Source organism: Paenibacillus eucommiae, from assembly GCF_017874215.1.
In the GTDB taxonomy this organism is placed as follows: Bacteria; Bacillota; Bacilli; order Paenibacillales; family NBRC-103111; genus Paenibacillus_AI; species Paenibacillus_AI eucommiae.
The window spans coordinates 1-23,777 of record NZ_JAGGLB010000028.1 but is presented as its reverse complement, the minus strand read 5'-3'; the positions used below and the strand labels follow the sequence as shown (position 1 = coordinate 23,777).

At 46.0% G+C, this 23,777-nt stretch carries 24 protein-coding genes and 1 tRNA gene; all 25 read right to left on the bottom strand.

Annotated features, from left to right (window positions below; genetic code table 11):
- Positions 1-3: 3 nt before the first annotated feature.
- Positions 4-909, bottom strand: a complete 906-nt coding sequence (locus J2Z66_RS30645; RefSeq protein ID WP_209976572.1) for an ABC transporter permease — start codon at positions 907-909, stop codon at positions 4-6.
- Between the two features lie 79 nt (positions 910-988).
- On the bottom strand, positions 989-2,503 hold the full coding sequence (locus J2Z66_RS30640) for an extracellular solute-binding protein (RefSeq protein ID WP_209976571.1): 1,515 nt from the start codon (positions 2,501-2,503) through the stop codon (positions 989-991).
- Between the two features lie 883 nt (positions 2,504-3,386).
- A complete protein-coding gene (trpA, locus tag J2Z66_RS30635; protein WP_209976570.1) occupies positions 3,387-4,193 on the bottom strand; it encodes a tryptophan synthase subunit alpha in 807 nt (268 codons plus the stop codon).
- The gene (trpB, locus tag J2Z66_RS30630; RefSeq protein ID WP_209976569.1) at positions 4,190-5,401 is read right to left on the bottom strand and encodes a tryptophan synthase subunit beta; all 1,212 of its coding nucleotides are present in this window, start codon (positions 5,399-5,401) and stop codon (positions 4,190-4,192) included. Before trpB ends, trpA begins: the two co-directional genes overlap by 4 nt.
- Positions 5,388-6,110: a phosphoribosylanthranilate isomerase gene (locus tag J2Z66_RS30625; protein WP_245375963.1), complete on the bottom strand. Its 723-nt coding sequence runs from the start codon at positions 6,108-6,110 to the stop codon at positions 5,388-5,390. Before J2Z66_RS30625 ends, trpB begins: the two co-directional genes overlap by 14 nt.
- A gap of 29 nt (positions 6,111-6,139) precedes the next feature.
- On the bottom strand, positions 6,140-6,922 hold the full coding sequence (gene trpC, locus J2Z66_RS30620) for an indole-3-glycerol phosphate synthase TrpC (RefSeq protein ID WP_209976568.1): 783 nt from the start codon (positions 6,920-6,922) through the stop codon (positions 6,140-6,142).
- Positions 6,912-7,952, bottom strand: a complete 1,041-nt coding sequence (trpD, locus tag J2Z66_RS30615; protein ID WP_209976567.1) for an anthranilate phosphoribosyltransferase — start codon at positions 7,950-7,952, stop codon at positions 6,912-6,914. The genes trpC and trpD overlap by 11 nt, the downstream gene beginning before the upstream one ends.
- A 64-nt stretch (positions 7,953-8,016) precedes the next feature.
- Positions 8,017-9,567 carry an anthranilate synthase component I gene (trpE, locus tag J2Z66_RS30610; RefSeq protein WP_209976566.1) on the bottom strand — a complete coding sequence of 517 codons (1,551 nt, stop codon included), beginning with the start codon at positions 9,565-9,567 and terminating at the stop codon, positions 8,017-8,019.
- Between the two features lie 347 nt (positions 9,568-9,914).
- Positions 9,915-10,298 carry a chorismate mutase gene (aroH, locus tag J2Z66_RS30605; RefSeq protein WP_209976565.1) on the bottom strand — a complete coding sequence of 128 codons (384 nt, stop codon included), beginning with the start codon at positions 10,296-10,298 and terminating at the stop codon, positions 9,915-9,917.
- A gap of 3 nt (positions 10,299-10,301) precedes the next feature.
- On the bottom strand, positions 10,302-11,396 hold the full coding sequence (gene aroB / locus J2Z66_RS30600) for a 3-dehydroquinate synthase (RefSeq protein ID WP_209976564.1): 1,095 nt from the start codon (positions 11,394-11,396) through the stop codon (positions 10,302-10,304).
- Between the two features lies 1 nt (position 11,397).
- On the bottom strand, positions 11,398-12,567 hold the full coding sequence (aroC, locus tag J2Z66_RS30595) for a chorismate synthase (protein WP_312894847.1): 1,170 nt from the start codon (positions 12,565-12,567) through the stop codon (positions 11,398-11,400).
- 195 nt (positions 12,568-12,762) lie between these two features.
- Positions 12,763-12,927 (bottom strand): hypothetical protein, encoded by a 165-nt coding sequence (locus tag J2Z66_RS30590; protein ID WP_209976562.1) that lies wholly within the window; start codon positions 12,925-12,927, stop codon positions 12,763-12,765.
- 88 nt (positions 12,928-13,015) lie between these two features.
- Positions 13,016-13,801, bottom strand: coding sequence for a CheR family methyltransferase (locus J2Z66_RS30585; protein ID WP_209976561.1), 786 nt, complete (start codon positions 13,799-13,801; stop codon positions 13,016-13,018).
- Positions 13,802-13,921: 120 nt separating this feature from the next.
- The gene (gene ndk, locus J2Z66_RS30580) at positions 13,922-14,365 is read right to left on the bottom strand and encodes a nucleoside-diphosphate kinase (RefSeq protein ID WP_209976560.1); all 444 of its coding nucleotides are present in this window, start codon (positions 14,363-14,365) and stop codon (positions 13,922-13,924) included.
- A gap of 106 nt (positions 14,366-14,471) precedes the next feature.
- Positions 14,472-15,449 carry a heptaprenyl diphosphate synthase component II gene (hepT, locus tag J2Z66_RS30575; RefSeq protein WP_209976559.1) on the bottom strand — a complete coding sequence of 326 codons (978 nt, stop codon included), beginning with the start codon at positions 15,447-15,449 and terminating at the stop codon, positions 14,472-14,474.
- Positions 15,446-16,309, bottom strand: coding sequence for a menaquinone biosynthesis protein (locus tag J2Z66_RS30570; protein WP_209976558.1), 864 nt, complete (start codon positions 16,307-16,309; stop codon positions 15,446-15,448). Before J2Z66_RS30570 ends, hepT begins: the two co-directional genes overlap by 4 nt.
- Positions 16,310-16,398: 89 nt before the next feature.
- On the bottom strand, positions 16,399-17,271 hold the full coding sequence (locus J2Z66_RS30565) for a UbiA-like polyprenyltransferase (RefSeq protein ID WP_209976557.1): 873 nt from the start codon (positions 17,269-17,271) through the stop codon (positions 16,399-16,401).
- 7 nt (positions 17,272-17,278) lie between these two features.
- On the bottom strand, positions 17,279-18,004 hold the full coding sequence (locus J2Z66_RS30560) for a demethylmenaquinone methyltransferase (protein ID WP_209976556.1): 726 nt from the start codon (positions 18,002-18,004) through the stop codon (positions 17,279-17,281).
- 12 nt (positions 18,005-18,016) lie between these two features.
- Positions 18,017-18,880 carry a heptaprenyl diphosphate synthase component 1 gene (locus J2Z66_RS30555; RefSeq protein ID WP_209976555.1) on the bottom strand — a complete coding sequence of 288 codons (864 nt, stop codon included), beginning with the start codon at positions 18,878-18,880 and terminating at the stop codon, positions 18,017-18,019.
- Between the two features lie 88 nt (positions 18,881-18,968).
- A complete protein-coding gene (locus J2Z66_RS30550) occupies positions 18,969-19,502 on the bottom strand; it encodes a hypothetical protein (RefSeq protein ID WP_209976554.1) in 534 nt (177 codons plus the stop codon).
- 74 nt (positions 19,503-19,576) lie between these two features.
- The gene (gene mtrB, locus J2Z66_RS30545; RefSeq protein WP_209976553.1) at positions 19,577-19,813 is read right to left on the bottom strand and encodes a trp RNA-binding attenuation protein MtrB; all 237 of its coding nucleotides are present in this window, start codon (positions 19,811-19,813) and stop codon (positions 19,577-19,579) included.
- A 127-nt stretch (positions 19,814-19,940) separates the two neighbouring features.
- Positions 19,941-20,014: transfer RNA gene (locus J2Z66_RS30540), tRNA-Pro, on the bottom strand.
- Between the two features lie 170 nt (positions 20,015-20,184).
- On the bottom strand, positions 20,185-20,457 hold the full coding sequence (gene hbs / locus J2Z66_RS30535) for a non-specific DNA-binding protein Hbs (protein ID WP_209976552.1): 273 nt from the start codon (positions 20,455-20,457) through the stop codon (positions 20,185-20,187).
- A 274-nt stretch (positions 20,458-20,731) separates the two neighbouring features.
- On the bottom strand, positions 20,732-22,210 hold the full coding sequence (gene spoIVA / locus J2Z66_RS30530; RefSeq protein ID WP_209976551.1) for a stage IV sporulation protein A: 1,479 nt from the start codon (positions 22,208-22,210) through the stop codon (positions 20,732-20,734).
- Between the two features lie 341 nt (positions 22,211-22,551).
- Positions 22,552-23,259, bottom strand: a complete 708-nt coding sequence (locus J2Z66_RS30525) for a PIG-L deacetylase family protein (RefSeq protein ID WP_209976550.1) — start codon at positions 23,257-23,259, stop codon at positions 22,552-22,554.
- Positions 23,260-23,777 lie beyond the last annotated feature (518 nt).

Sequence of the window (23,777 nt, the reverse complement as noted above, 5' to 3'; positions counted from 1 at the left end):
TTTTTACCATATCCCATTTTGTCCAGCCCTTTTGGCCATGTAATTGGTACCGAGCAGCAAAGCTGCTGAAAATACAGATTTAAAGAAACCAACCGCAGTACTGTAGGAGAAATTCATTTGGACTAATCCTTCACGGTAAACGAACGTATCAATAATATCAGCGACATCAATCGTAGAAGGAGAATAAGTGAGCAGGATCAGCTCATAATTGCCGTTCAAGATCGTACCCATTCTTAAAATAAACATGATCATAATGACAGGCAAAATGCCCGGAAGTGTAATATGCCATATTTGCCTAAATTTACTTGCCCCATCTATAATGGCAGCTTCGTATTGATCCGTGTTAATGGAGACAATCGCAGCGAGAAAAATAATGCTTTCCCAGCCAATTTGCTGCCATATTTGTGTAAGTATTATGATGCTCCGGTAATATTTCTCTTCTCCCATAAAAGTGATGGGCTCATTTCCAAAGAGCTTTACGACTTCGTTTATGATGCCTCCATCTGATGAAAGCAGTAAATTCAAAATCCCCACAACTACCACCATCGACAAAAAATGCGGTAAATAAGAGATCGTCTGAACCCATTTTTTAAATTTGCCATGCACAACCTCGTTAAGCAATAGGGCAAGCAGAATCGGTGCTGGAAACCCGAAAATGATAGTATACATGCCCAGAAGCAATGTATTTGTCATCACCTGAGTAAAGGAAAACGAGGTGAAGAAATTTTGAAAATGCTGAAATCCTACCCACTCAGAGGTAAATATGCCGCGGACTCCTTGAAAGGGGCTATAATCCTGAAAAGCAATAACGATTCCAAACATCGGAACATAATAAAAAATAAGAAAATACAGGATTCCAGGTAAAACTAAGGCATATAGCAGCGGATAGCTTTTAAGTGCTCTAATCATCGGTTGCCGTTCCCTTCACTAGTTAGCATTTAGCTAACCGACTAAGTGATGGATCGAATCCCTTAATCGGTTAACTCCCTTATTGCTCGTTATACTGCTTCGTACGCTCTGCAATCATTTTATCCAATCCCATTTTGCCAAGATCACGAATGAATCCATCCCACTTGGATAAAGGCTCTTGCCCTGTAATAAATTTCACCAGCCACTTATCCCTGAACTTATCGATATCTCCCGCTGCGGGAACAGCCCCAGTGATACTGACCTCGTCATAATTCACTCCGTAATCAGCCGGTTTTTTCAAGTCAAGAGCAGGATTCGAAACGAAATTATAAAAATCCGTCCATAGTTTCCCTGATATGGTATCGTCACTGGAACCCAGACTTAGAGCGCCTTGAACTAAACTGTACATAGCGGAATATTGTTTCTCAGCACCTTGTATTTTCTCAATAATGCCTTTTTCCTCATCAATCCATTTCCAATGCTTATTTTCTAGACCAAAATCAATAACATTTCGATTCTTCTTGGAAGAAACACTCCAGTCGAAAAACTTCATGACTGCTTCTGCGTGTTTACTTTTAACTGAAATAGCAATCCCCTGGCGCTCAGGCAATCTTAAAGAATAGGCACTTCCAGCGGGCCCATCGAATTTATCAAGGAAGACATATTGGGCTTTTGGATCAGATTGCATTAAAGTTTCAATACCTGTTAAGCCGACTGAAATCCATGAGGCGAGCACCCCAACCCGATTTTGCGAAACAAGGTCATTGATCACTGTATATTCTTGCGAAAAGGCTTCTTTCCAAATATATCCTTTGCTATACCACTCAGCCATTTTCGCTATAAAATCCTTGTAGTCCGGATCCATTACAGCCGGCTTTACACTCCCGTCCGTATCGATCCAATTGCCATCGCCATGCTTCGTAAATAATCCGGCAAAAGCACGATCCAGTTGAGAGAAGCTTAAATGAGTCGCCAAAGGAATTACATTGTTCCCGAACTTATCCGTCTTTTTAAACGCTTCCAATACTTGATCCAATTCGTCCAGCGTTGTCGGGACCTGCAATCCAAGCGCATCGAGCCAATCCTTTCTAATTCTTGGTGCATTACCTAACGGTGTGCTGGCAAAAGGAATTGCGTAGATGTTCCCGGTTTTTTTGTCTGTTACAGCATCCCACTCTTCTTTTGTATAATTGTTCACCAATTCAGGTGTAATTTTTAACAAATCGTTGAGGGGTTGAATCATGCCTTTTTTTTGAAAAACGGTCCAGTCTCCCACAATAAACGCATCAAGTGGATCATCTGAAGCAAGCATAATGTTTAGCTTTTCATCATAGGTTCCTGCCGGAGGCTTAATCATGACTGGCTCTACATTGGTTTCACTTTTAATAAAATCACCTACCTCCTTGTCTCCGGGAAGCTCCGTTCCAGCCTCTACTTTCGTAAGAATATACGCTTTAGTTGGTTCCGCTTTCACTTCTGGAGAAGAAGTCCCTGGTGTGCTTGTTACAGCCTGTGGAACCTCTGTCTTACCACTGCTGCAAGCTGTCAAAACTAATAGTAAGCAAAGCATAATGACTACATTTCTTTTCCTCATTCCTCTAACAACCCCTCACCTTTGATTTGTTCAATTGCCACCCTGGTTGCTTGAACAATCTCAATATAGGATGGATTGCCGCAATAATCTATAATACAAATTTGAAATGAGTATTACTTTGATGATAATTTATAAGAAAGACGGCTTGCGGCGTCCTTTGAGGGGCGTGTTCGTGACGCTAGTGCTTGAGTGTGGTAAGGGCTATGGGCTCCAACCGCTGTTAAAGATTTGTTCCTCTGAATGGAATAGATGTGAGGGTTGGAACAAATCTTTAAAGGCGGGCGCTAACGCTTTTCCACCCGCATCCATTCCCTCTTCTCAGCTACAATCGCATGGATCACACAAATCACACGAATACCAAGCTCAAACTGACTGTCAGCAAAGGATTTTCCCTTAGTTGGAGGAGATTTCCTAGCGGGTGGAGGCACATGGGATGAAGATCGTGTGCAACTCAGAAGGACCTGCAACTTTAAAGATGTTTTTCATCGTTAAAAGCGTCAGGTCAGGTCCACATCCTTACTTTAACGATGAAAATCATCATTAACGTGACCGATTGACCTCGAACACTTGATTTAACGATGAAAAACATCGTTAAATCAAGCAAACGAAGCACACGAACTACAGGAAGTGTACTCTCAAACGGGCTGCCCGCAGAATTTACTTTCCTGATGGAAAAGGATGATGGCGATAGGGAAAAACTCTCTCACTTCATCACTTGCAAAGCTGCACTGGCTAAAAGGAAACAATTCACTCCAACCTACCCCATAAGCTTATACTTCTGGCTAATAAAAAGCATAAAAAAACACGCCGCCCCATATAGAGACAACGTGTTTTCCTATTTTCCTATACAAATAAATGATAATTGCTAATTACTAGCCGTAACTTACCCCTTAAGCTCTGCCACAAACCGGTGAATCTGTGCAAGCCCCTCAGGACTCGCAGGATCAGCTTCCAGCAGTGGAAGTACTTGTTCAATCGTACGGACGATTGCGCTGCCGACCACAACACCATCGCAAGCCCCCTCAAACCGGGCAACCTGCTCGCGGCTGGATATACCAAAACCGACAGCGATAGGCAAAGAAGTTGCTTCCTTAACTGTTGCGATGAAATCGTTAATACCGCCGAAAAACTCAGAACGCACACCGGTAACCCCAAGTGATGATACGCAGTACACGAAGCCGGAAGCACTCGAAGCAATTCTTTTAATGCGATCATTGGAGGTTGGTGCAACGAGCGGAATCAAATGTATGCCGTATTTGGCAGCGATAGCGCGAACTTCCTTATCTTCCTCCAGCGGGAGGTCGGGGATAATTACTCCACTGATCTCACTTTCCGACATTTGCTTAAAGATGCGCTCCAAGCCCATTTGCAAAACAGGATTATAATAAGTAAAAAGAATAAAGGGAAGCTTGGACCCGCGGTTTCTTGCCTTACGTGCGATCTCAATGACATCTAGAATCGTAATGCGGTGCTTAAGGGCACGCTCCGAGGAGCGCTGAATAACAGGACCATCCGCTAATGGATCGGAATAAGGTACTCCAAGCTCAAGTAAGCTTGCTCCAGCCTTCTCCATTTCAAGAATGATTTCCAGTGTGGCATCCAGGGAAGGGTCACCTACGGTGAGAAACGGAATTAAAGCCGTCTCTCCACGCTCCTTAAGCTCGGCAAAACGTTGATCGATTAAATTCATGCTCTTCCCTCCTGCGTCGCTTGCTGCCCGTCCAAATAACCCAAAATGGATTCAACATCTTTATCGCCGCGGCCGGATAAGTTCACAACAATAATCTCATCCTTGGACATCGTAGGAGCCAGCTTCAACGTTTGAGCGATCGCATGCGCGCTTTCCAGTGCAGGAATAATGCCCTCCGTACGACTTAACAGCTGCAGGGCATCAAGAGCCTCCTGATCCGTAATCGGGAAATAGGCTGCCCGCTCAGAATCCTTCAAATACGCATGCTCCGGTCCTATTCCGGGATAATCAAGCCCGGCTGAGATCGAATGAGCAGGCTGCACTTGGCCATACTCATCCTGAAGCAAATAGCTCAAAGAGCCTTGAAACACGCCTGGAGTTCCTTTAGTCATTGTAGCCGCGTGCTCTTCAGTATGAATACCTTTACCCGCAGCTTCGACACCAATTAGCTTCACATCTGCATCCTTGACAAACGGATAAAAAATACCCATAGCATTACTGCCCCCGCCAACGCAAGCAATTACCGCATCAGGCAGTCTGCCTTCCGCTTCTAGAATTTGCGCACGGGATTCATCGCCGATCACCCTTTGAAAGTCTCGAACCATCATAGGATATGGATGCGGCCCTGTTACAGAACCCAGAATATAGTAAGTATCTTCCACGTGACTGACCCAATACCGCAGCGTTTCATTGCATGCATCCTTGAGTGTACGTGTACCTGATAGCACTGGAATAACCTCGGAGCCAAGAAGCTTCATGCGAAACACATTTAGCTGCTGACGCTTCGTATCCTCCTCACCCATGAACACCTTACATTCCATTCCCATAAGAGCTGCAACGGTTGCTGTAGCAACTCCATGCTGTCCTGCTCCGGTTTCCGCAATGATTTTCTTTTTGCCCATTCGTTTCGCCAATACCGCTTGTCCTATTGTGTTGTTAATTTTATGCGCTCCAGTATGGTTTAAATCCTCTCGCTTCAAGTATACCTTTGCTCCACCAAGCAGCTCAGTCAAACGCTCTGCATAATACAGCGGAGTCGGTCTGCCTGAATACTGCTGCTGCAAATAGCGGACCTCTGCAATAAAATCAGGATCGTCCTTGTAGCGATTATAGGCCTCTTCCAGCTCAGCGAGCGCATTCATCAATGTTTCCGGCACATAGCGGCCGCCGAACTTGCCAAATCTTCCTTGTTCATCAGGTACCTGCATATGGGATCACCCTTTCTATAAAAGCTTTAATTTTAGCCAGATCTTTAACTCCGTCCGTTTCCACACCACTGGATACATCTACACCATCAGGTTCATAATCAATAAGTAATTGTGCCACATTTCCCGGCTCAAGTCCACCTGCTACAAGCAGCTTGACACCGGCTGAGAGTGTCCATTCCTTATAGACCGGTATGCAGTCCCAAGCAAAGGTTTTGCCAGAGCCGCCGCCATATACAGGATCAAAAGTATCAAGCAGCAGCACATCTATATGTCCGCGAAAGGGGTCTAATTGCCAAGCAACAGCGTCAGAAGAAGGTATAGAAGCTTCCAATTTCTGCAGAGGAACAACTTTAAACACCTGCACACCAAAGCGTGATTTCACTATGCTGCAAAATGCCGGAGACTCCTGTCCGTGAAGCTGCACGGCATCAAGCGGAGCCAACCGCAGTGTACGTTCCAGCTCTTCCTCACTTGGATTTACGAAAACGCCCACCGTTAAAGGAACCGCAGCACCGCTCGAAGCTAGCTCTTGAAGATAGGCAATCATCTCACCCGCCTCTTCAGGCGTCACTTGACGCTTGCTTTTGGCAAATACAAATCCGATATGCGCGATGGGCAGATGCACGATCGACTGCAGCTGCTCTTTACTCCGGATTCCACAAATTTTGGCCGTTGGTGTTTGGATCATTGAAGGCTTGTTCATGCTCATGTGTGCCTTACTCCTTTCCTTAACGCTCATCAGCTGCCCATCAACTCGTGCACAGCTATTTCAACATCTGGCTGCCGCATGAAATGCTCTCCGATCAGCACTGCATGAGAACCTATGGATTGTAAATAGGTCATATCCTGCGGTGAGGATATCCCACTTTCACTAACTACTGTTTTACCTGAAGGGATGTGTTGGATCAGGGATTCTGTCGTCTTCAAATCCGTAACGAAGGTTTGCAGATTCCGGTTATTAATTCCGATAAGCTGTGTATCCAGCTCCAATGCCCGCTCCAGCTCAGGCCGATCATGCACCTCTACTAAAGCATCCAGTCCTAAATCGCGCGCCAGCTCAAGAAACTGCTTCATTTGTTTCGTAGTGAGAATAGCTGCAATGAGCAGAATAGCATCGGCGCCGATAAGCCGGGCTTCATAAATTTGCTTTTCATCAATCGTAAAATCCTTACGCAGCAGTGGAACATTCACAGCCTGACGAACAGCCTGCAAATAAGCATTGCTCCCCTGAAAAAATGACACATCCGTTAACACAGATATGCAATCCGCTCCTGCCTTCTCATAAGAAACTGCCAGATTTACCGGATCAAAGTCATCACGAATCAAGCCTTTCGATGGTGAAGCCTTCTTCACCTCGGCTATCAACCCCATCTGGCGTTTCTTACGGCTGGTTAAGGCTTGCTCAAACCCAAGACAGGCAGGCAGCTCACTGATCCGCTTCTCTGCTTCACTTAGAGAAAAGCTTTGCTGCATAGCGGCCACCTCCTGAAGCTTGACGGCAACAATTTTATCAAGAAACATGGCTCAGCTCTCCCGTAAATTGGACTAATTCTTCTAACTTTGCAGTGGCTTTCCCACTATCAATGGCCGCTGCGGCGAATTTCACGCCTTCCTGCAGCGTAGTGCATTGCCCTGTTACATAGAAGCAAGCTCCAGCGTTTGCAAGTACAATATCCCTGTATGCCCCACGCTCTCCCGAAAATATGCGATGAATGATTTCAGCGTTCATGCCAGCATCACCACCAGCGACATCTTTAATCGAAGTGGCCCGCAGTCCCAAATCATCGGGTGTCAGCTCATAAGTGCGAATCTGGTCGTCCTTAAGCTCCGTCACTTTGGTTGGGGCAGAAATGCTGATTTCATCCAGTCCATCCAGACTGGCGACGACTAATGCCCGTTTAAGGCCAAGCGCCTGCAGAACTTCTGCAACGACTTCAGTTTTATCGCGATCGAACACACCCAACACCTGCCGGTCAGCGCCTGCCGGATTAGTGAGTGGTCCCAGTAGATTGAAAACGGTTCGGAAACCAAGCTCTTTGCGCGGGCCAGCGGCATACTTCATGGATTGGTGATAAGACTGGGCAAACATAAAGCAAATGCCCACCTTCTCCAGACAAGCTGCCGTTTGCTCTGCACTTAGTGCGATATGGACGCCAAGGGCTTCCAGCACGTCAGCGCTGCCGCTCTTGCTCGACATGGCACGATTCCCATGCTTCGCTACGCGAATGCCTCCAGCAGCGGCTACGAGCGCAGAGGCCGTTGAGATGTTGAAGGTCTCCGCGCCATCGCCACCCGTTCCACAAGTGTCCAGAAGGTTTCCCTTGGAAACCTCGATAGGCAATGCCTTGCTTCGCATCGCTTCTGCAAACCCCGTTATTTCATCAAGCGTCTCGCCTTTAATCCGCAGCGCCGTCAGCAGGCTGCCAATCTGCGCAGGAGTTGCAGCTCCTTCCATAATCCCGGACATTACCGCACGAGCCTCATCGCGCCCCAGATGACCGTTAGCAATCACCTTGGATAGAGCATGCTGAATCGAAAATTGTGTACTCATTACTTGGTTCCTCCTTAGAGTTTTCCGAAGGAAAACTTTGTTCGTAAGCTTCGATTTAATAGGCTCATAACGTATTGATGTAATAATCCTTATTGATATCGCTGACAGGTTTTGGCGCTGCACTGAACATAGCTTCGGCCATCCGAATCGATTTGAGCATCGCTTTTGCTTTATTGACCGTTTCTTCATATTCCTTTTCCGGTACGGAATCCCACACAATTCCCGCTCCAGCTTGCACATAGGCTTTACCATGCTTGAAAATAATCGTCCGGATCGTAATACAAGTGTCCAGATTGCCCGAAAATCCCAGATAGCCTATGGCGCCTGCATATGCTCCGCGTGCCTCCTGCTCCAGTTCGGCGATAATTTCCATCGCTCTAAGCTTGGGGGCTCCGGAAACCGTACCTGCAGGCATGCAGGACAGCAGTGCGTCAAAGAAATCCTTATCCTTGGCAATTTTACCGGTAACGTTCGAAACAATATGCATGACATGAGAATAGCGTTCAATTTCCATAAACGTATCACATTTCACGCTGCCGAATTCGGAGACACGCCCCAGATCATTGCGTCCCAGATCAACCAGCATCAAGTGCTCTGCCCGCTCTTTCTCGTCAGCCAGAAGCTCCTTCTCCAGCTCCAGATCCTCCTCAGGCGTATTTCCCCTCGGCCGTGTACCGGCAATCGGCCTCGTCTCCACCTTCTCCTCTTCCACTCGGACGAGCAGTTCAGGGGATGTGCCAACGATCACCTCATCATCCATTTTCAGCACATACATATAAGGAGAAGGATTCATCGTCCTCAGCACACGGTAAACATGCAACGGGGATACTTCTGTCTCAATCTCAAAGCGCTGCGACAGCACAACTTGGAAAATATCGCCGGCTCGAATATAAGCTTTGGCCTTTTCAACATTTTCGATATATGTTTCCTTGCTAATATTAGAGTTGATTTCTCCCAGCTCTTGGTCCGGTGTGATCGGATTGTGGGTCATCGTTTCATGGCCTAATGGACGTTTAATCTTTTCAATGGTAGCGTCGATTTTGGCGCAGGCTTGATGATAGGCCTCAATGATTTCCGCATCCGTAGCAAAATCCGGCACATGCACATTCGCGATAACTTTAATTTGCTGTTTAAAATGGTCAAATGCAATAACCTGGTCACAAAACATAAACTGGATATCGTTCATTTGCAAATCATCAACGCGGTGAGCGGGCAGCTTCTCATAATACTGCAATAAGTCATAGCCGAAAAATCCAACCGCACCGCCTGTGAAGCGAGGCAGGTCCGCAAGCTGAGGACTTCTGTAGGAACGCAGATAGGCTTTCAATATTTCAATAGGCTTCTCTGAAGTCGTTGTTGTCTCTCCCTTGGTCTGCACTTCTGTCTGCCCGTTCTTTGCTCTGATCATCAGGAAAGGATCTGAGCCTATGAACGAATATCTAGCCCATTTCACGCCACCCTCTACACTTTCCAGCAGGAAAGCCCGCGGCTCTTGATATAAATGCTGAAAAACGCGAATCGGAGTTTCCGTGTCAGCCAGTAAATGCCGCACTACGGGAATCAGATTGTAACTCTTGGCAAGCCTTATCACTTCTTGGATTTCAGGTGTATACATAGTCAACATCCCCCTCTCAGCAGACGAGCAACAAAAAAAGCCTCTACCGAAGTAGAGGCGGTTGTTATCAGTAGTAAATAATAAGACCGTCGTCAAAGGAATAAACGAACATGAAAATGCGAAAATAATAGCCCAACGGTAAAAAAGATGCGCGAACCTCAAAAGGCGGGCGCGTTTACCTAATATTATCAGTCCGTCTACATGTTAACGTACAAGCTAACATATATGCTGATAATGCAATAAGGCTCACTAATTCCTAATCTCCATCGTTCTCTGTTCAGCTCGACTCATCTCATCTAAACTCTACTGTACTCTGCTCTACTCACTCATCTGTTATCAATATACTACTAAAGCGATGAATTTGTCAATTTCACAATATCCGGGCGGAGAGCCTGGGCTGCTTTCAAATAAATATGATGCATTTCTGCTTGACCCTTGTCCGTATTGACCAGCACCATCAGACGGATGCACTTGGGCAAACTGTTCTCAACCGGAATTTCAAGTGAACACATCAGAGGAACCAGATCCCATCCGCTTAATTGACGGATAGCCCTGGCCGGGAAAGTAGCTGTAATATCTTCCGTAACCGTTATGAATACCGAGCAAAGGTCATCCGGATTAAAATCATTTGCTGAAATAATGGCATTAAGCAACTCCGATGTCGCAGCGAGAATTTCCTGCTCCTCATTATGTTCAACAGTCGTCGCACCGCGTATTCCCCGAACCCACATAAACTAAATATCCTCCTTCAAATGTGCTATGATCTTCCTTATTTGCTCTACGGTAACATCTTTGCGGATTTCCACTTTCCCTATTGCCGTAGGAACAATATAAACCATTGCACCTTCTTTAAATTTCTTGTCATGCATCATGGCATCTATGATACGATCCGTATTTAATTGCGACGGAATCGTTACTGGCAATCCGAATTTCTCGAATATACGTTTCGTTTCTGTATATATATGCGATGCGTAACCAAAGTCTTCAGCCAACTTCGCAGCGCCTACCATACCAATGGAAATGGCTTCACCGTGCAGCAGCTCACCGTAACCGGCAACGGCTTCAAGGGCATGGCCGAGCGTGTGGCCCAGATTGAGAATTGCCCGCAGTCCATTCTCATGCTCATCTTGGGAAACGACGATTGCCTTAACCTTGCAGCCCTCGTACAGACCATATTCCAGCGCCTTCTCATCCAGGGAAAGAAGCTCGCCAGCATGCTCATCTATCCAGGCAACGAAGGCTTCGTCCCAGATGAGACCGTGCTTAATCATCTCAGATAAGCCTGCGCGCACCTCTCGAATCGGCAGTGTGAGCAGCGTCGAGGTATCATACAGCACCAGCTCAGGCTGATGGAATGCCCCGATGATATTCTTCGCCATCGGGTGGTTGACCCCAACTTTGCCGCCGACACTGCTGTCGTGGGCAAGGATCGTTGTCGGGATCTGCACGAAGCGGATCCCGCGCATAAAGCTAGCCGCGGCGAAGCCGGCGAGATCGCCTACGACGCCGCCCCCCAGGGCGATGATCGCAGACTTGCGATCAAGGCCCGCCTCCAGGGCGGCCGTGACGATTCCCTCGAGCTGCGCGAGGGATTTGGAGGCTTCTCCGGCGGGAACGACGTAGGATACCGCCGGGTAGCCCCCCCGCTGCAAGCGTTCCATCACCGGACTGAGGTGATGGGCCGCCACCGAGGAATCGGTGACGACGAGCAGCGGAGATATTTTGCTAAGCTTATGCCGATCGAAATACGCGGCTATGTCCTCCAGGACACCTGACCCGATATAAATCGGATAGGACCTGTCTCCCAAATCAACCGTGAGCTCTCTCATCTTAATAGTTCTCCACTTGCTTCAAATAACTGGCTAGATTGCTGCGGATTTCCTCGAGCGAATCTCCGCCGAATTTTTCCATAAAGGCCTGTGCCACTTCCCAGGCAATCACATTCTCCATAATGACACCGGCCGCAGGCACTGCACATGTATCTGATCTTTCCACTTGTGCTGTGAATACTTCCTTCGTATCGATATCAACGCTCTGAAGCGGCTTGTAGAGGGTAGATATTGGCTTCATAACGCCACGAACCACAATCTGCTCTCCTGTTGTCATGCCACCTTCAAAGCCTCCTGCGCGATTGGTAGCACGGTGGAAGCCGCCTTCTGGTGTATAACGAATTTCGTCATGAACAAGAGATCCGCGGCGCTCTGCCGCTTCGAAGCCAATGCCGAACTCTACACCTTTGAAAGCCTGGATCGACAACACCGCTTGGGCGATTCTGCCATCCAGCTTACGATCCCATTGAACATGGCTGCCCAAACCAACAGGCACACCTTCAATGATGACCTCAACGATCCCGCCGAGTGTATCTCCATCATCCTTGGCAGCATCGATAGCAGCTATCATCTTGGCTTCAGCTTCCTTATCCACAACGCGTACCGGAGATTCTTCGGTAATTCTGATCAGGTCGTCAATGGCGAGCTCTTCACGCTTAGCCTCTACCTCGCCGATACGAATAACCTGTCCGGCCACTTTGATTCCAAATTCAGCCAGCAATTGGCGAACCACGCCACCACAAGCAACGCGCATTGTCGTCTCTCTGGCGCTGGAACGCTCCAAAATGTTGCGCAAATCCTTTTGGTTATATTTAAGACCGCCGTTCAAATCCGCATGTCCAGGACGCGGGCGATTTACTCTGCGTTTGCCTTCACTATCATCTTCCACTGGCTCAATGCCCATCACACTGGTCCAATGCTTCCAGTCATTATTAACAACAACCAGAGCAATTGGAGCACCTGTTGTTTTGCCATGACGCACGCCACCGACAATTTGTGCAGTATCTTTCTCGATCTGCATGCGCCGTCCGCGGCCGTAACCTTTTTGACGTCTATGCAGCTGAAAATTCAGTTCATCGAAGTTAAGGGTCACATTACTTGGAAAGCCCTCTATAATAGTAGTAAGCTGCGGGCCGTGCGTTTCTCCTGCTGTTAAATATCTCAAATCAATTACCCCTTCCTTCTAGCTCCAGGTCACCTTTTCGCCACAAACACTTTAGCGCTTTGGTGCATGTAAGTATCTTTTGTCATTATAGTATAGCTTAAGTGGTTTGGCAACTGCACGCATACAAAAAACACGCCCTTCGAATAAGCTGTTTCCAGCCTAACGAAAGCGTGTCTGATACCGCCGGACACCTGGAATTCTTTAGCCGTGCATAGGCTGCTTTTGAATAACCCTTGGAAGCTCCGCCATTTGGGGATCGTTCATCATGCCCATAATCTGCACCGAATCGATTCCTAATATTTGCGCGCATTCCTGAATCGTGATAATCCCCTTGCGATAAGCGGATATCACTTTTCTCTTGTCCATAAAAACCCTCCTATATATCTAGACAATAAGCTTAGTATAGGAATTTATGGAAGATGTTATACATGACAGACCCTAGACCCTGCAATGATCAGATTCCTTTTTTGCGATAAAAGAACGTATCCGCTGGCTCAAAATCATACTGCCCGGGAGAAAAAATCTGCTCTGTGGATCCAACGAACAGAAGACCGCCTGGCTTTAAAGCTTTGGAAAACTTCTGGTATAAAATATGTTTCGCTTCTTCAGTAAAATAAATGATAACATTGCGGCACACAATTAAATCAAAATTTGAATCAAATGTGTCGACGAGCAGGTTCTGCTTTTGAAATCTAACAGCCCGTTTCAATTCATCCGCCACCAGAAATGTTGACGCTTGATCTTGGCGAAAATATTTCTTCACATATTTATCGGGAACCTCACGCAAAGCCCTATCCAAATAAATGCCCTTGCGTGCCTTCTCAATGGCTCCATCATCTATATCGGTTGCCAGCAGCTGCGATTCTGCAAGAACTCCCTGCTCCGCAAGAATCATGGCTAGGGTGTAAGGCTCCTCACCCGTAGAGCAAGCAGCACTCCATACCTTAAGTCTGCGATTCTTACGAATCATTTCTGGTAAAAACCGCTGCTCGACAATTTCCCAACGATTAGGGTTACGCCAAAATTCAGAGACGTTAATCGTCATACGGTCCAGAAATTCATAAAATAAAACCTTATCTTTCATCATCGCATCAAAAAAAGCGGCGAAGGTATCGTAGCCCCGTTTCATTCTGAGCGTTGTTAGCCGCCGCTTCATCTGCGCCTCTTTGTACTGGGCCAAATCGATGGATGTTACATCCTTAATTTTTTTAATAAAAAATAAAAAGTCTTTGTCTTCCACTCTGTGCTCCCACCTCGGCAAACGTGCTGGATATAATGATTCTGTGCGGGAAACAGAAATTCCTGCCTGCTAAAAAAGAAAAAATGATAAGGACATCGGCCCTTATCATTCTCCGCCACCTTAAATCCAATCTTGGATTGTTTGTTTATACTCGATGATTTCTTCAGGCTTGAAGAAATTACCAATTTCACGTTCTGCACTCTCTGGAGAATCCGAACCGTGAATCAGGTTCATACCCGTATGTAAAGCGAAATCGCCACGGATCGTTCCTGGAAGAGCATCCAGTGTGTTTGTTTTGCCAACTAAAATTCTGGAAAGGGTGATGACTTGATCTCCCTGCCAAACCATGGCAAACACCGGTCCGGAAGTAATGAATTGTACCAGCTCATCGTAGAAGGATTTTCCATTATGCTCAGCATAGTGAGCTTCCGCCTGCTCCTTGGAAATGACCATAAGCTTGCTTGCTACCAATTGAAAACCTTTTTGTTCGAAACGTTTCACGATTTCTCCGATCAAGCCGCGTTGAACGCCATCGGGTTTGACCATTAGGAATGTTTTTTCCATTACGATTAATGCCTCCAAATATTGAGTTTTATTTCACCATTTTCTAGTGTACTAGAGTTAGGTTAAATACACAATAACTAATCCAAGCTTAGCCCATTGGCTTCACCTAGTAAGAACGGTTGCCAATGAAATAAGCGATTTCAACAAGGTCCTTCTTGGCCCTTATATCGGGCAGCCCTTCAAGTGCAGATATCGCTCTTTGAATATATTTTTGCGACAATGCTGAAGCTCTTTCCACACCACCACTGCTGCGGATCATGTCCAAAAACCGGCTTATATCTGTCTGCCCATCATGCTGCTGAATGCGTGCAAGCTCCTGAAGCAATGCTGGCTTCAAAGCAGGATCCTGCAAAGCGAATAAGACGGGAAGTGTAATGTTGCCCTGTTTAATGTCGCTGCCAGGCGGCTTTCCGATCTGCTTCTCAGTTCCACACAGATCAAGGATATCATCGCGTATCTGGAAGGTCATACCGACGTTATAGCCAAATGTATACAGCTTGCTGCTAATCCAGTCCGGCGCTTCTGAAGCCATGGCTCCCAGCTGGCAGCTAATTGCGATTAACAAAGCTGTCTTCCGCTTGATCCGCAGCAGGTAATCACGCACGGTCTGCTCGGAATTGAAAAAGAAACGGATTTGCTCCATCTCGCCGATGCACATCTCAACCATTGCTTTGGACATAATTTGATGCACGGTTGGATTCGCAATTTTGGTTACTACACCAAGTGCTTTGGCCAAAATGTAGTCTCCCGTATACATGGCGACCCGGTTATCCCATTTCGAACGAACCGTCAGCTGGCCGCGCCTTGTATGTGCATCATCAATAACATCGTCATGAACGAGAGTAGCCATATGAATAAGCTCCAGAGGAATCGCGATATGCTTCATCGTCTCCAGCTTGTACGCGCCAAATTCCCCAGAAAGTAGAACGAATACAGGACGTATTCTTTTCCCTCCGGCTTTAAGTAAATGCAAGGAAGTTTCGCGCAGCATGGTGTGATCGGAATATACACTTTCCTCCAGCTCTCTTTCTATAGCTGCCACATCTTTTTTCTTACGCGAATAAATATCTAATAGATTTTTCATTCCGTCACCCGTGCTATTCTATTTTGTTGCCATATTTCCACTGTTGCCTGCTTCGGCAGAAAGCCAAGCTCCCAGCAATATTGATAATATAATTGCAGTCCCTTCCATTGCTCAACCCCAAAATCATAGCACAGATTGCTAAAATAGTGCTGCCAATACTCACTGCTTCCGCCTACAGAGCTCTTTGCCTCTTTGATCATAGCCGATGGATCTGCGTGGGCCATGTGTTTGCTTTGGACAAACGCGTCAAAAATGCCTTTAACAAGCTCTGGCTGTTGATCCACGACGGCCCGGCGAATCGCCCAAACAGCGAAAGACATCCATTTCCCTGTCCATTTCGCCCATTCTTGCCCAAGGTCCGTGATCATATACTTCTTGTTGCGCCAGCTTTCCTTGATGGCATCATCACCAATCAGCAAAGCCCCGTCCCGCTTGTTCATCATATCACTTAGAATTGGCGGAGCATAGGTGTAACGGGGTTTCCCCTTGTAAAATTTCTCCAGAATGATTTTCAACAAATTCACTGAGGTAGCCGATGTTGTAGGCAGTGCGATTTCTCCACCGGCAATCTCCTGCAGCGGTTTTTCGTGAAATAATAAAATGGAATTTACTGCACCGAACGCACTCACCGACAAATCGGGGTACAGCAGGTAATTCTCGAATGATTCCCCGTAAGCAAAGGAAGAAATTGGTCCCATATCAATCTCACCGGCTGCCATCGCTTTATTTAAGCCTGTTGGCACCTGATGGATAATTTCCACTTGTTCCCTAGGCACCAAATCAGCAAAATAGTAATAAATCGGCCACACGTTGGTATAGTTAATCCGTCCTATCCGAATTCGATTATCCTCTTTATTCATCACTTTCTCCCCATCTTCTGTATAAGGAATGTTCGATATTCACGCTGACCAGCACTTTACAAATGAATGGCATACAAGCAGCCGCTCCTTTAGGCATGTACCAACAGCAAGTCTATCAGTGTAAAGGCGAAAACCACCAGGCTTAGAATACCGTTCATCGTAAAGAAAGCCACATTAAGCTTGGACAAATCCCGCGGTGAGACCAGCGTGTGCTCATAAAATAAGATCAGGTAAGCAATGCAAAGCCCTGCTAAATACCACCAGCTTAAATTGGCCATAAAAAATAAGGCAATCAGTCCAACTGCCGTCAAAGCGTGCAGCACACGTGCAGTCATTAATGCGACTGGAATCCCGAAACGGCCCGGGAAGGAGTGCAAACCTTCCTTGCGGTCGAAATCTGCATCCTGACAGGAATAAATCAAATCAAAGCCGCTGCTCCAGCAGACGATAGTTAAGAAAAAAATAAGTGCGGCAGGAGTTATAGAACCAGTGACAGCGACCCATGCGCCTAATGGTGCCAATCCCAGTGTCACGCCCAATACAAAATGGCACGCCCAGGTGAAGCGCTTGGTATAGGAGTAGAAGACAAGAAAAAACACTGCGATTGGCAGCAGTTTCATAGATAAAGCACTTAAGTTCGAAGTTGCCAGAAAAAGAAGCGCAAATGAAATTAAAATATACAAATATACTTGTTTGGAAGAAATCAGACCAGCAGGGATTGCCCGGTTCGCTGTCCTTGGATTTTTCTTATCAATTACACGGTCTATGACCCTATTAAGCGACATCGCGGCCGTTCTTGCACCTATCATCGCTAGCGTAACCCAGCCAATTTGTGCCCAGGTAGGCAGTTGGTCTGTCATCACTACAGCCCCGAGAATAGCTCCCATAAAAGCAAACGGCAGAGCGAAAACCGTGTGCTCGAATTTAATCATTTCCAGAAAAATTTTAATTTTAGTAAGCATAGGATCGTTACACTCCCAAGTTGGATTTCCCCTTAATGCCGACATGCAGTGCCGCAATTCCCCCTGTAAGCGGATAGGCCTCTACCTGCTGTAATCCCTGTTTGCCAAATATAGCAGCAAGCTGCTTATGATCAGGAAAATTCACTAAGGATTCCGGCAGCCATTTGTACTGGTCATAACGCTTAGCGATCAGCTTGCCGAGAAAAGGAAGCACTTGTCGGAAGTAAAAGTAATAAATGGATTTAAAAGGCTGCCAGGTTGGCTTGGATAGCTCCAAAGAAACTACCATGCCTCCCGGCTTAACAACCCGCTGCATCTCTCTAATGACCTGCTCCAGATCCGGAACATTGCGCAGTGCGAAACCAATAGTTACATAATCGAACGAATTGTCCTCAAAGGGCAAGCTCATAGCGTTGCCGCGGATCAAAGTAATCTGCTTGTCCAATCCAAGCTCTTTAATTTTCACAGCGCCATAATCCAGCATGTTTTGACTAAAGTCAAGACCGATTATTGGCCCGTTTCCGCTTGCTTGAGCAAGACTGATGGTCCAATCACAAGTACCGCAGCAGAGATCAAGCGCAAGCTCTCCAGGCTGCACATTCATTCTCTTCATGGTGAACTTGCGCCATGCTTTATGTCTGCGGAAGCTCAAAACATTGTTCATCAAATCATACTTGGGTGCAATACTTTCAAAAACGGAATGTACGAATTCTTCTTTGGATTTGCTCTGCATATAGATGTCACCTCAAATTTCTTCGAGCACTTTGGGCTTGGATAAAAAACGCAGAAAAGGCTCGCCAATGTGAAATAGTTCACTAATCAGCTTATCCGAATCAAGCTTGTGCACAAGAGTAAACAATTGTGTAATATGAAAATCCAGCATTTGATAGAGCTGTGTGGATACATTGTATTTGCGCATCAGCATCTTTACCTTCAAAGGATCAACTTCCTCCGCCTGCAGCTGCTTGCGCTCTTCCTTCGAACCATTTTGCAAAATGTGCCAGAACCCCCAGCTTCCTTGAAAATCTTCAGCCGATTCTGTACGGAATATTTCTTTGAAAATAACCTCGCACTTCGTAAAGCCCTTAAGCAGCTCCGGATATGCCTGGTGGTACATCTCTTCCAAGTATCCGGAAAAGGATAAAAAAAGCTCGGAATTGATTTCCACCAAATGTTGAATGTACTCTTCGGCAGATACCTTCAGCTGTTTCATCATCATATAAAGATTCATTTTCTGCCTGTTAACCTCACAAATGGCAGTAGAAAGAAGACTAACGAGCTCGATTTGTCCAGTTTGCGCGAGCAGATTGTAGTAGAGAGAACTGAAATAGTCGCCCGCCAGCACCTTCATCTGTCTGGAGCGTGCCACCTTCTTCTCTTTCACATCATTCGTAATGGACACCCGATCATGCGTATCGAGCCCTATCTGGACTAAGGAAGTTACTAAAGCGAATAGTTCGCTGGATTCTCTGAGCTTGGAATTTCCGTTTAAGAACGCAAACAACAGACGAGTGCGATAATCCGGGAAATCAGGCAGGTCTGTATGGGTTTGAATCATGTCATAGTCTGTGTATTGCTTGGCGATCTCTGGGATCCGATAAGAATTCATACAAAAGCCTCCGTTACCTTATGCCACAACAGCATTCTTGCTTAATCTAAGTAATTATATCATATCCGGTTTATAGAAGCACAATTAATTATAACGGATATCTCTCTTGCCATCTGGATGTATAGGTCAGGTGAAAGTGTGCTTTCACCTGCTGTTCAAGCAGGATTGAGCTCACCTCCTGGACGTTGGCATTCAGGTTACGTGCGTGCTCCCTGTCTGCTTCCATAGCTAATACTAGCTGGGCTGACGCCCCGTTTGCGGCACCCGCATAGTCCATAATGCGTACCAGAACCTGATTTACATTAGCGGTCTTCTGGATCGTCGTTTGGGCAATTGTGTACAAGTCGCGATAAACGGCTTCTTCCTGGACATTCTTCGGTAGATTTAGATCCAATGAAAGAATGGAGTGATTCAGCTCTACCTTGCGAATGCGCAGCTGCAGTGGAATTTGGACAAGTAAATCAACCAGATTCTTATCCGTCAGCTGAGCAGCATGATTACTCTGGCCATTCTCTAATACGCCTGATCTGGAGGAAGTATCCAGTCCAGGGAGGACGGACATCCCTAAAGCCAACAAAGCTGATAAACCAGCAGTTATAAATATTCGCGTTCTCCATTTCATGTACATGGCACCTCCATAGCTTATACACCATTGTACAATGAAAAAAAGCAGGCTATGCCTGCCATCAGAGAATATTATTCTGCCTCCGTATCGATAGTCCCGAACTTCGTCATAATAATAGCCTTTCCCCGAACCTTTACGGCAGATGTATGCTCTGTAAATTGAGCAATCATCACCTCACCCTTATCAAGCTTTTCCGTATGGTGAAAACGTGTGTCCTGACCTCTTGTCAAACCGATGACATGTACACCGTTATCTTTAGCTTTGATAACAAAATATTCATTCTGACCTGAGTTATTATTAGTTTCCATGGTTTCCCCCACTTCTTTACTTAACACAGCACTTTTTCTTAATGATGCTAAAAAAATGCCCACAAGTCAACTACAGATCATAACAGAAGTGGACCCCGCCTAAGCGAAGTCCACTTTCATTGTCGAATCGGGTGGACAGGATTTGAACCTGCGACCCCTTGACCCCCAGCCAAGTGCTCTACCAAGCTGAGCCACCACCCGTTAACAGGCAAATTATATGTATGCTTTCCGGCTGTACCTCAAATAACACTTTCACATTATAGCACTTGATGCGCATCCCTGCAATAGTTTAATGCATAAGAGCCGCGATCACAATAAAGGGATCACGGCTCTTATGCATGTTATTATGGAACCCTATGTAAAACTAGTAATTATTGAATTCCATCTCTAAGCGCTTTACCTGGTTTAAACGCAGGGATCTTGCTTGCAGCGATTTCGATCTCTTCTCCGGTTTGCGGATTACGTCCTTTACGAGCGGAACGTTCACGAACCTCAAAATTCCCGAAGCCTACAAGTTGTACCTTATCTCCGCTTTGCAAAGCTTCGGAAATAGCGTCAAAAACAGCATCTACTGCTTTAGTTGCATCCTTCTTGGAAAGCTCGGAGGTTTCCGATACCTTATTGATCAATTCAGATTTATTCATGCCATTCACCTCCTCCCATCATACTTTCATCCATTACTGTTCTGTTTTCACCGTTTCGTTCAAAAATATACATAGAAGCAGCAAAATTCCTTGAATTTCGCAGTCAAAATCAACTTTCTAGAATAGATGAACAAACTTATAGTAATACACAGACGAAGCAATTTCAAGTCTAGCTTATTCATTTGTGCTAGAATTGGATTAAAAATGACAAAAAAGCACTCTTTTGAGTGCTTGATGTCATTGGATAAAGTGCCGCGTTAGTAACGCAGTAATCTTATAAAATAATGGCAATAAGTCCACCGGAACCCTCGTTAATGATGCGTCCTAATGTTTCCTGCAGCTTATATCTTGCGTTATCCGGCATCATCGCCAGCTTGCCCTGGATGCCTTCGCGGACAATAGAATGCAGCGATCTGCCAAATATATCCGATTCCCAAATTTTCAAAGGATTTTCTTCAAAATCCTGCATCAGATAGCGAACCAGTTCTTCACTCTGCTTCTCCGTACCTATAATCGGTGAGAATTCAGATTCGACATCCACCCGGATCATATGAATGGATGGTGCAGTCGCTTTCAAGCGGACTCCGAAGCGGGAACCTTGACGGATCAGCTCAGGCTCATCCAAGATCATCTCAGCGAGCGTCGGTGGCGCAATCCCGTAACCAGTTGTCTTCACCATTTCCAGAGACTCTGCAAACTGATCGTATTCCCGTTTCGCATGCGTGAAATCCTGCATCAACTGCAAGAGATGATCCTTGCCGCGAATTTCCACGCCTACGACCTCCATAAGGATGCGATCGTAAAGCTCATCCGGTGCATACAAGTCAATTTCGGCTACACCCTGCCCCATGTTCATCCCTGCCAGCGAGGCTTTGTCGATGAAATCATAATCGGAGAATTGGCTGACTACCCGATCCACATCACGCAACCGGCGAATGTCCTGAACGGTATCCCGAACCGAGTTCTCAAATCTGTCGCGCAGCCAGTGATTCTCATCCAGCACCATGACCCAGCTTGGTAAATTGACATTCACCTCATGCACAGGGAACTCATAGAGCACCTCACGAAGCACAGAGACCATCTCTTCCTCCCCGGCACTTGCGACACTCATAGTTACTACCGGGACATCATAACGGCTCTGAAGCTCGCTCCGCAGCTCCTGCGCGGGCTCACTGTTAGGCTTCTGCGAGTTGACAATCACGATAAACGGTTTACCCACCTCTTTGAGCTCGGCAATTACTCTTTCTTCCGCGAGCACATATGAGGATCTTGGAATTTCTGAGATGGTGCCATCCGTTGTGATGACAACCCCTAAAGTAGAATGCTCCTGAATCACTTTCCTCGTTCCAATCTCCGCCGCTTCCTGAAAAGGAATCGGTTCATCGAACCAAGGTGTGCTGATCATCCGAGGACCATTTTCATCCTCGTACCCCTTTGCACCTTCCACTGCATAACCAACACAATCAACCAGCCGCACATTGACATTCAAACCTTCTGCAACGGAAATCTGAACGGCCGTATTCGGCACGAACTTTGGCTCCGTTGTCATGATAGTTCGACCTGCCGCACTCTGCGGGAGCTCATCTGTAGCCCGAATTCGATCTGTTTCACTTTGTATGTTCGGCAGCACTACAGATTCCATGAAACGTTTAATAAAGGTTGACTTACCAGTTCGGACTGCTCCTACAACGCCTAGGTAAATATCCCCTCCCGTCCGCTCTGCAATGTCCTTAAATATATCCACTTTCTCCAAGAGAATCCCTCCTACAGTTTGGCTCGTACAACCATCTGGACTAGTAAGAAATATATGCGCTTTTACAACAATTATGTTAGGTGGGGCAAATCTTTTTTTCTAGTATCCACCTATTATCCACCTATTTCGTGATGTATGGCTTCCTCACATAGAATCTCTGAGAAATATATGTACAAATCTGATCAGTTATTCCAAATTCAAAAGATAGTTTCATCACTGTGTGTGTGAAGAAAAGGGGGCAGCGGATTAAGAATCGGTGATTTTCTAACAGAAAAAACCTAATGGTTAGTAATAACCACTAGGTTCATTAGGTTAATTGCTCCTATTGAATTCATTATACTTTAAGGTAAAAGACTGCCCGTAATATTGCGCGGATAAGCCTTTGCCCGGATAAAGCCTTCCGCATAGCGCACACCGCTTTGAATGCCGCGGAAACGGGAAATGATCTCTACCATCTCTGCAGCATTAGAGCCGTATTGATCCTTAAGCCAGTCCCCTACTTGACTTTCATGCTTTGCCAGCATTTTTTGCTTAATCTCAATCGTATCCGTAATGTCCACATATTCCTCAGGGTGAAAATTGAGTCCTGCCAAAGTTTCTATGAAATACACGACAGGAATTTTCGCAATTGGCGGATGATTCGTTACGATGTTCGGAACGGTTGTCATAATGGCAACATCATTGGCAATTTGACCTGTTATCGTATGGTCCGGATTATAGAGATCCTGAGGATAGTGAGTAAGCACGACATCTGCTTGAGCTTGGCGCATAACATCAATAAATGTCAGCCTTGTTTCCTCTCTGTCGAACAGGAATTCATCAGGATAGCCCATCCAGATTAATTCAGCGCCAATTATATCAGCCGCTTCTTGAGCTTCTTTCCTGCGAATCTCGGCAATTTCTTCTTTGGGCAATGTGGGAGAACCTACTTCTCCATTTGTCGATATCGCGATTGTAACCTTGTCGCCTCTCAGCGCGTACTTGGCCAAGGTGCCACCGCACCAAATTTCAGCATCATCAGGATGAGCACATATTGCCAAAACATTCATTTGTATAATCCTCCTAAAAATCAATAATCAATTATGATTCGATTATATGATGAGCTACACTTAATTGTCAACAATCAACTATCATCTGTGAAAAACGCTTTGCGGCGTCCTTTGATATGCGTATTCGTGACTTGGATGCATGGATGGAGGGAAAGGCTGTGGGCTCTAGCCGCTGTTAAAGATTTGTTCCCTTGAATGGAATGGATGAGGAGGTAGGAACAAATCTTTAAAGGCGGGCGCTAGCGCTCTTCCGCCCACAGCCATGCCCTCTTCTCAGCTGCAAGCGCGCGAATTACACGAACATCAAGCTCAAACGGACAGCCAGCAAGGGTCTTTCTCTTGATTGGGGAGATTTCCCCGCGGACACAGCCGTTGGGGAGGAAAAAGGCACCTGCCAGCGCACACAACGGAAAGGACCCGGTGCTTTAACGATGTTTATACGAAAATAAAACTGAACTCCTTGGCTAAAATGATGTTAGAAGGCAAAAAAAGGCCTTGTGCTTTTAAAAGTAGTTAAT

Coding starts and splice junctions, on each gene's coding strand:
- J2Z66_RS30550 (WP_209976554.1), bottom strand. CDS start 19,502: ATGAAATGGAGAACGCGAATATTTATAACTGCTGGTTTATCAGCTTTG.
- ndk (WP_209976560.1), bottom strand. CDS start 14,365: ATGGAAAAAACATTCCTAATGGTCAAACCCGATGGCGTTCAACGCGGC.
- J2Z66_RS30590 (WP_209976562.1), bottom strand. CDS start 12,927: ATGGACAAGAGAAAAGTGATATCCGCTTATCGCAAGGGGATTATCACG.
- J2Z66_RS30565 (WP_209976557.1), bottom strand. CDS start 17,271: ATGCTTACTAAAATTAAAATTTTTCTGGAAATGATTAAATTCGAGCAC.
- hepT (WP_209976559.1), bottom strand. CDS start 15,449: ATGAAAAATCTATTAGATATTTATTCGCGTAAGAAAAAAGATGTGGCA.
- trpC (WP_209976568.1), bottom strand. CDS start 6,922: ATGTTTCTTGATAAAATTGTTGCCGTCAAGCTTCAGGAGGTGGCCGCT.
- trpE (WP_209976566.1), bottom strand. CDS start 9,567: ATGTATACACCTGAAATCCAAGAAGTGATAAGGCTTGCCAAGAGTTAC.
- J2Z66_RS30640 (WP_209976571.1), bottom strand. CDS start 2,503: ATGAGGAAAAGAAATGTAGTCATTATGCTTTGCTTACTATTAGTTTTG.
- trpD (WP_209976567.1), bottom strand. CDS start 7,952: ATGAGTACACAATTTTCGATTCAGCATGCTCTATCCAAGGTGATTGCT.
- J2Z66_RS30570 (WP_209976558.1), bottom strand. CDS start 16,309: ATGAATAAAGAGGATAATCGAATTCGGATAGGACGGATTAACTATACC.
- trpB (WP_209976569.1), bottom strand. CDS start 5,401: ATGCAGGTACCTGATGAACAAGGAAGATTTGGCAAGTTCGGCGGCCGC.
- J2Z66_RS30645 (WP_209976572.1), bottom strand. CDS start 909: ATGATTAGAGCACTTAAAAGCTATCCGCTGCTATATGCCTTAGTTTTA.
- J2Z66_RS30555 (WP_209976555.1), bottom strand. CDS start 18,880: ATGAATTCTTATCGGATCCCAGAGATCGCCAAGCAATACACAGACTAT.
- aroB (WP_209976564.1), bottom strand. CDS start 11,396: ATGAGAGAGCTCACGGTTGATTTGGGAGACAGGTCCTATCCGATTTAT.
- J2Z66_RS30625 (WP_245375963.1), bottom strand. CDS start 6,110: ATGAGCATGAACAAGCCTTCAATGATCCAAACACCAACGGCCAAAATT.
- mtrB (WP_209976553.1), bottom strand. CDS start 19,813: ATGGAAACTAATAATAACTCAGGTCAGAATGAATATTTTGTTATCAAA.
- trpA (WP_209976570.1), bottom strand. CDS start 4,193: ATGAATTTAATCGATCAACGTTTTGCCGAGCTTAAGGAGCGTGGAGAG.
- J2Z66_RS30560 (WP_209976556.1), bottom strand. CDS start 18,004: ATGCAGAGCAAATCCAAAGAAGAATTCGTACATTCCGTTTTTGAAAGT.
- hbs (WP_209976552.1), bottom strand. CDS start 20,457: ATGAATAAATCTGAATTGATCAATAAGGTATCGGAAACCTCCGAGCTT.
- aroH (WP_209976565.1), bottom strand. CDS start 10,298: ATGTGGGTTCGGGGAATACGCGGTGCGACGACTGTTGAACATAATGAG.
- J2Z66_RS30525 (WP_209976550.1), bottom strand. CDS start 23,259: ATGAATGTTTTGGCAATATGTGCTCATCCTGATGATGCTGAAATTTGG.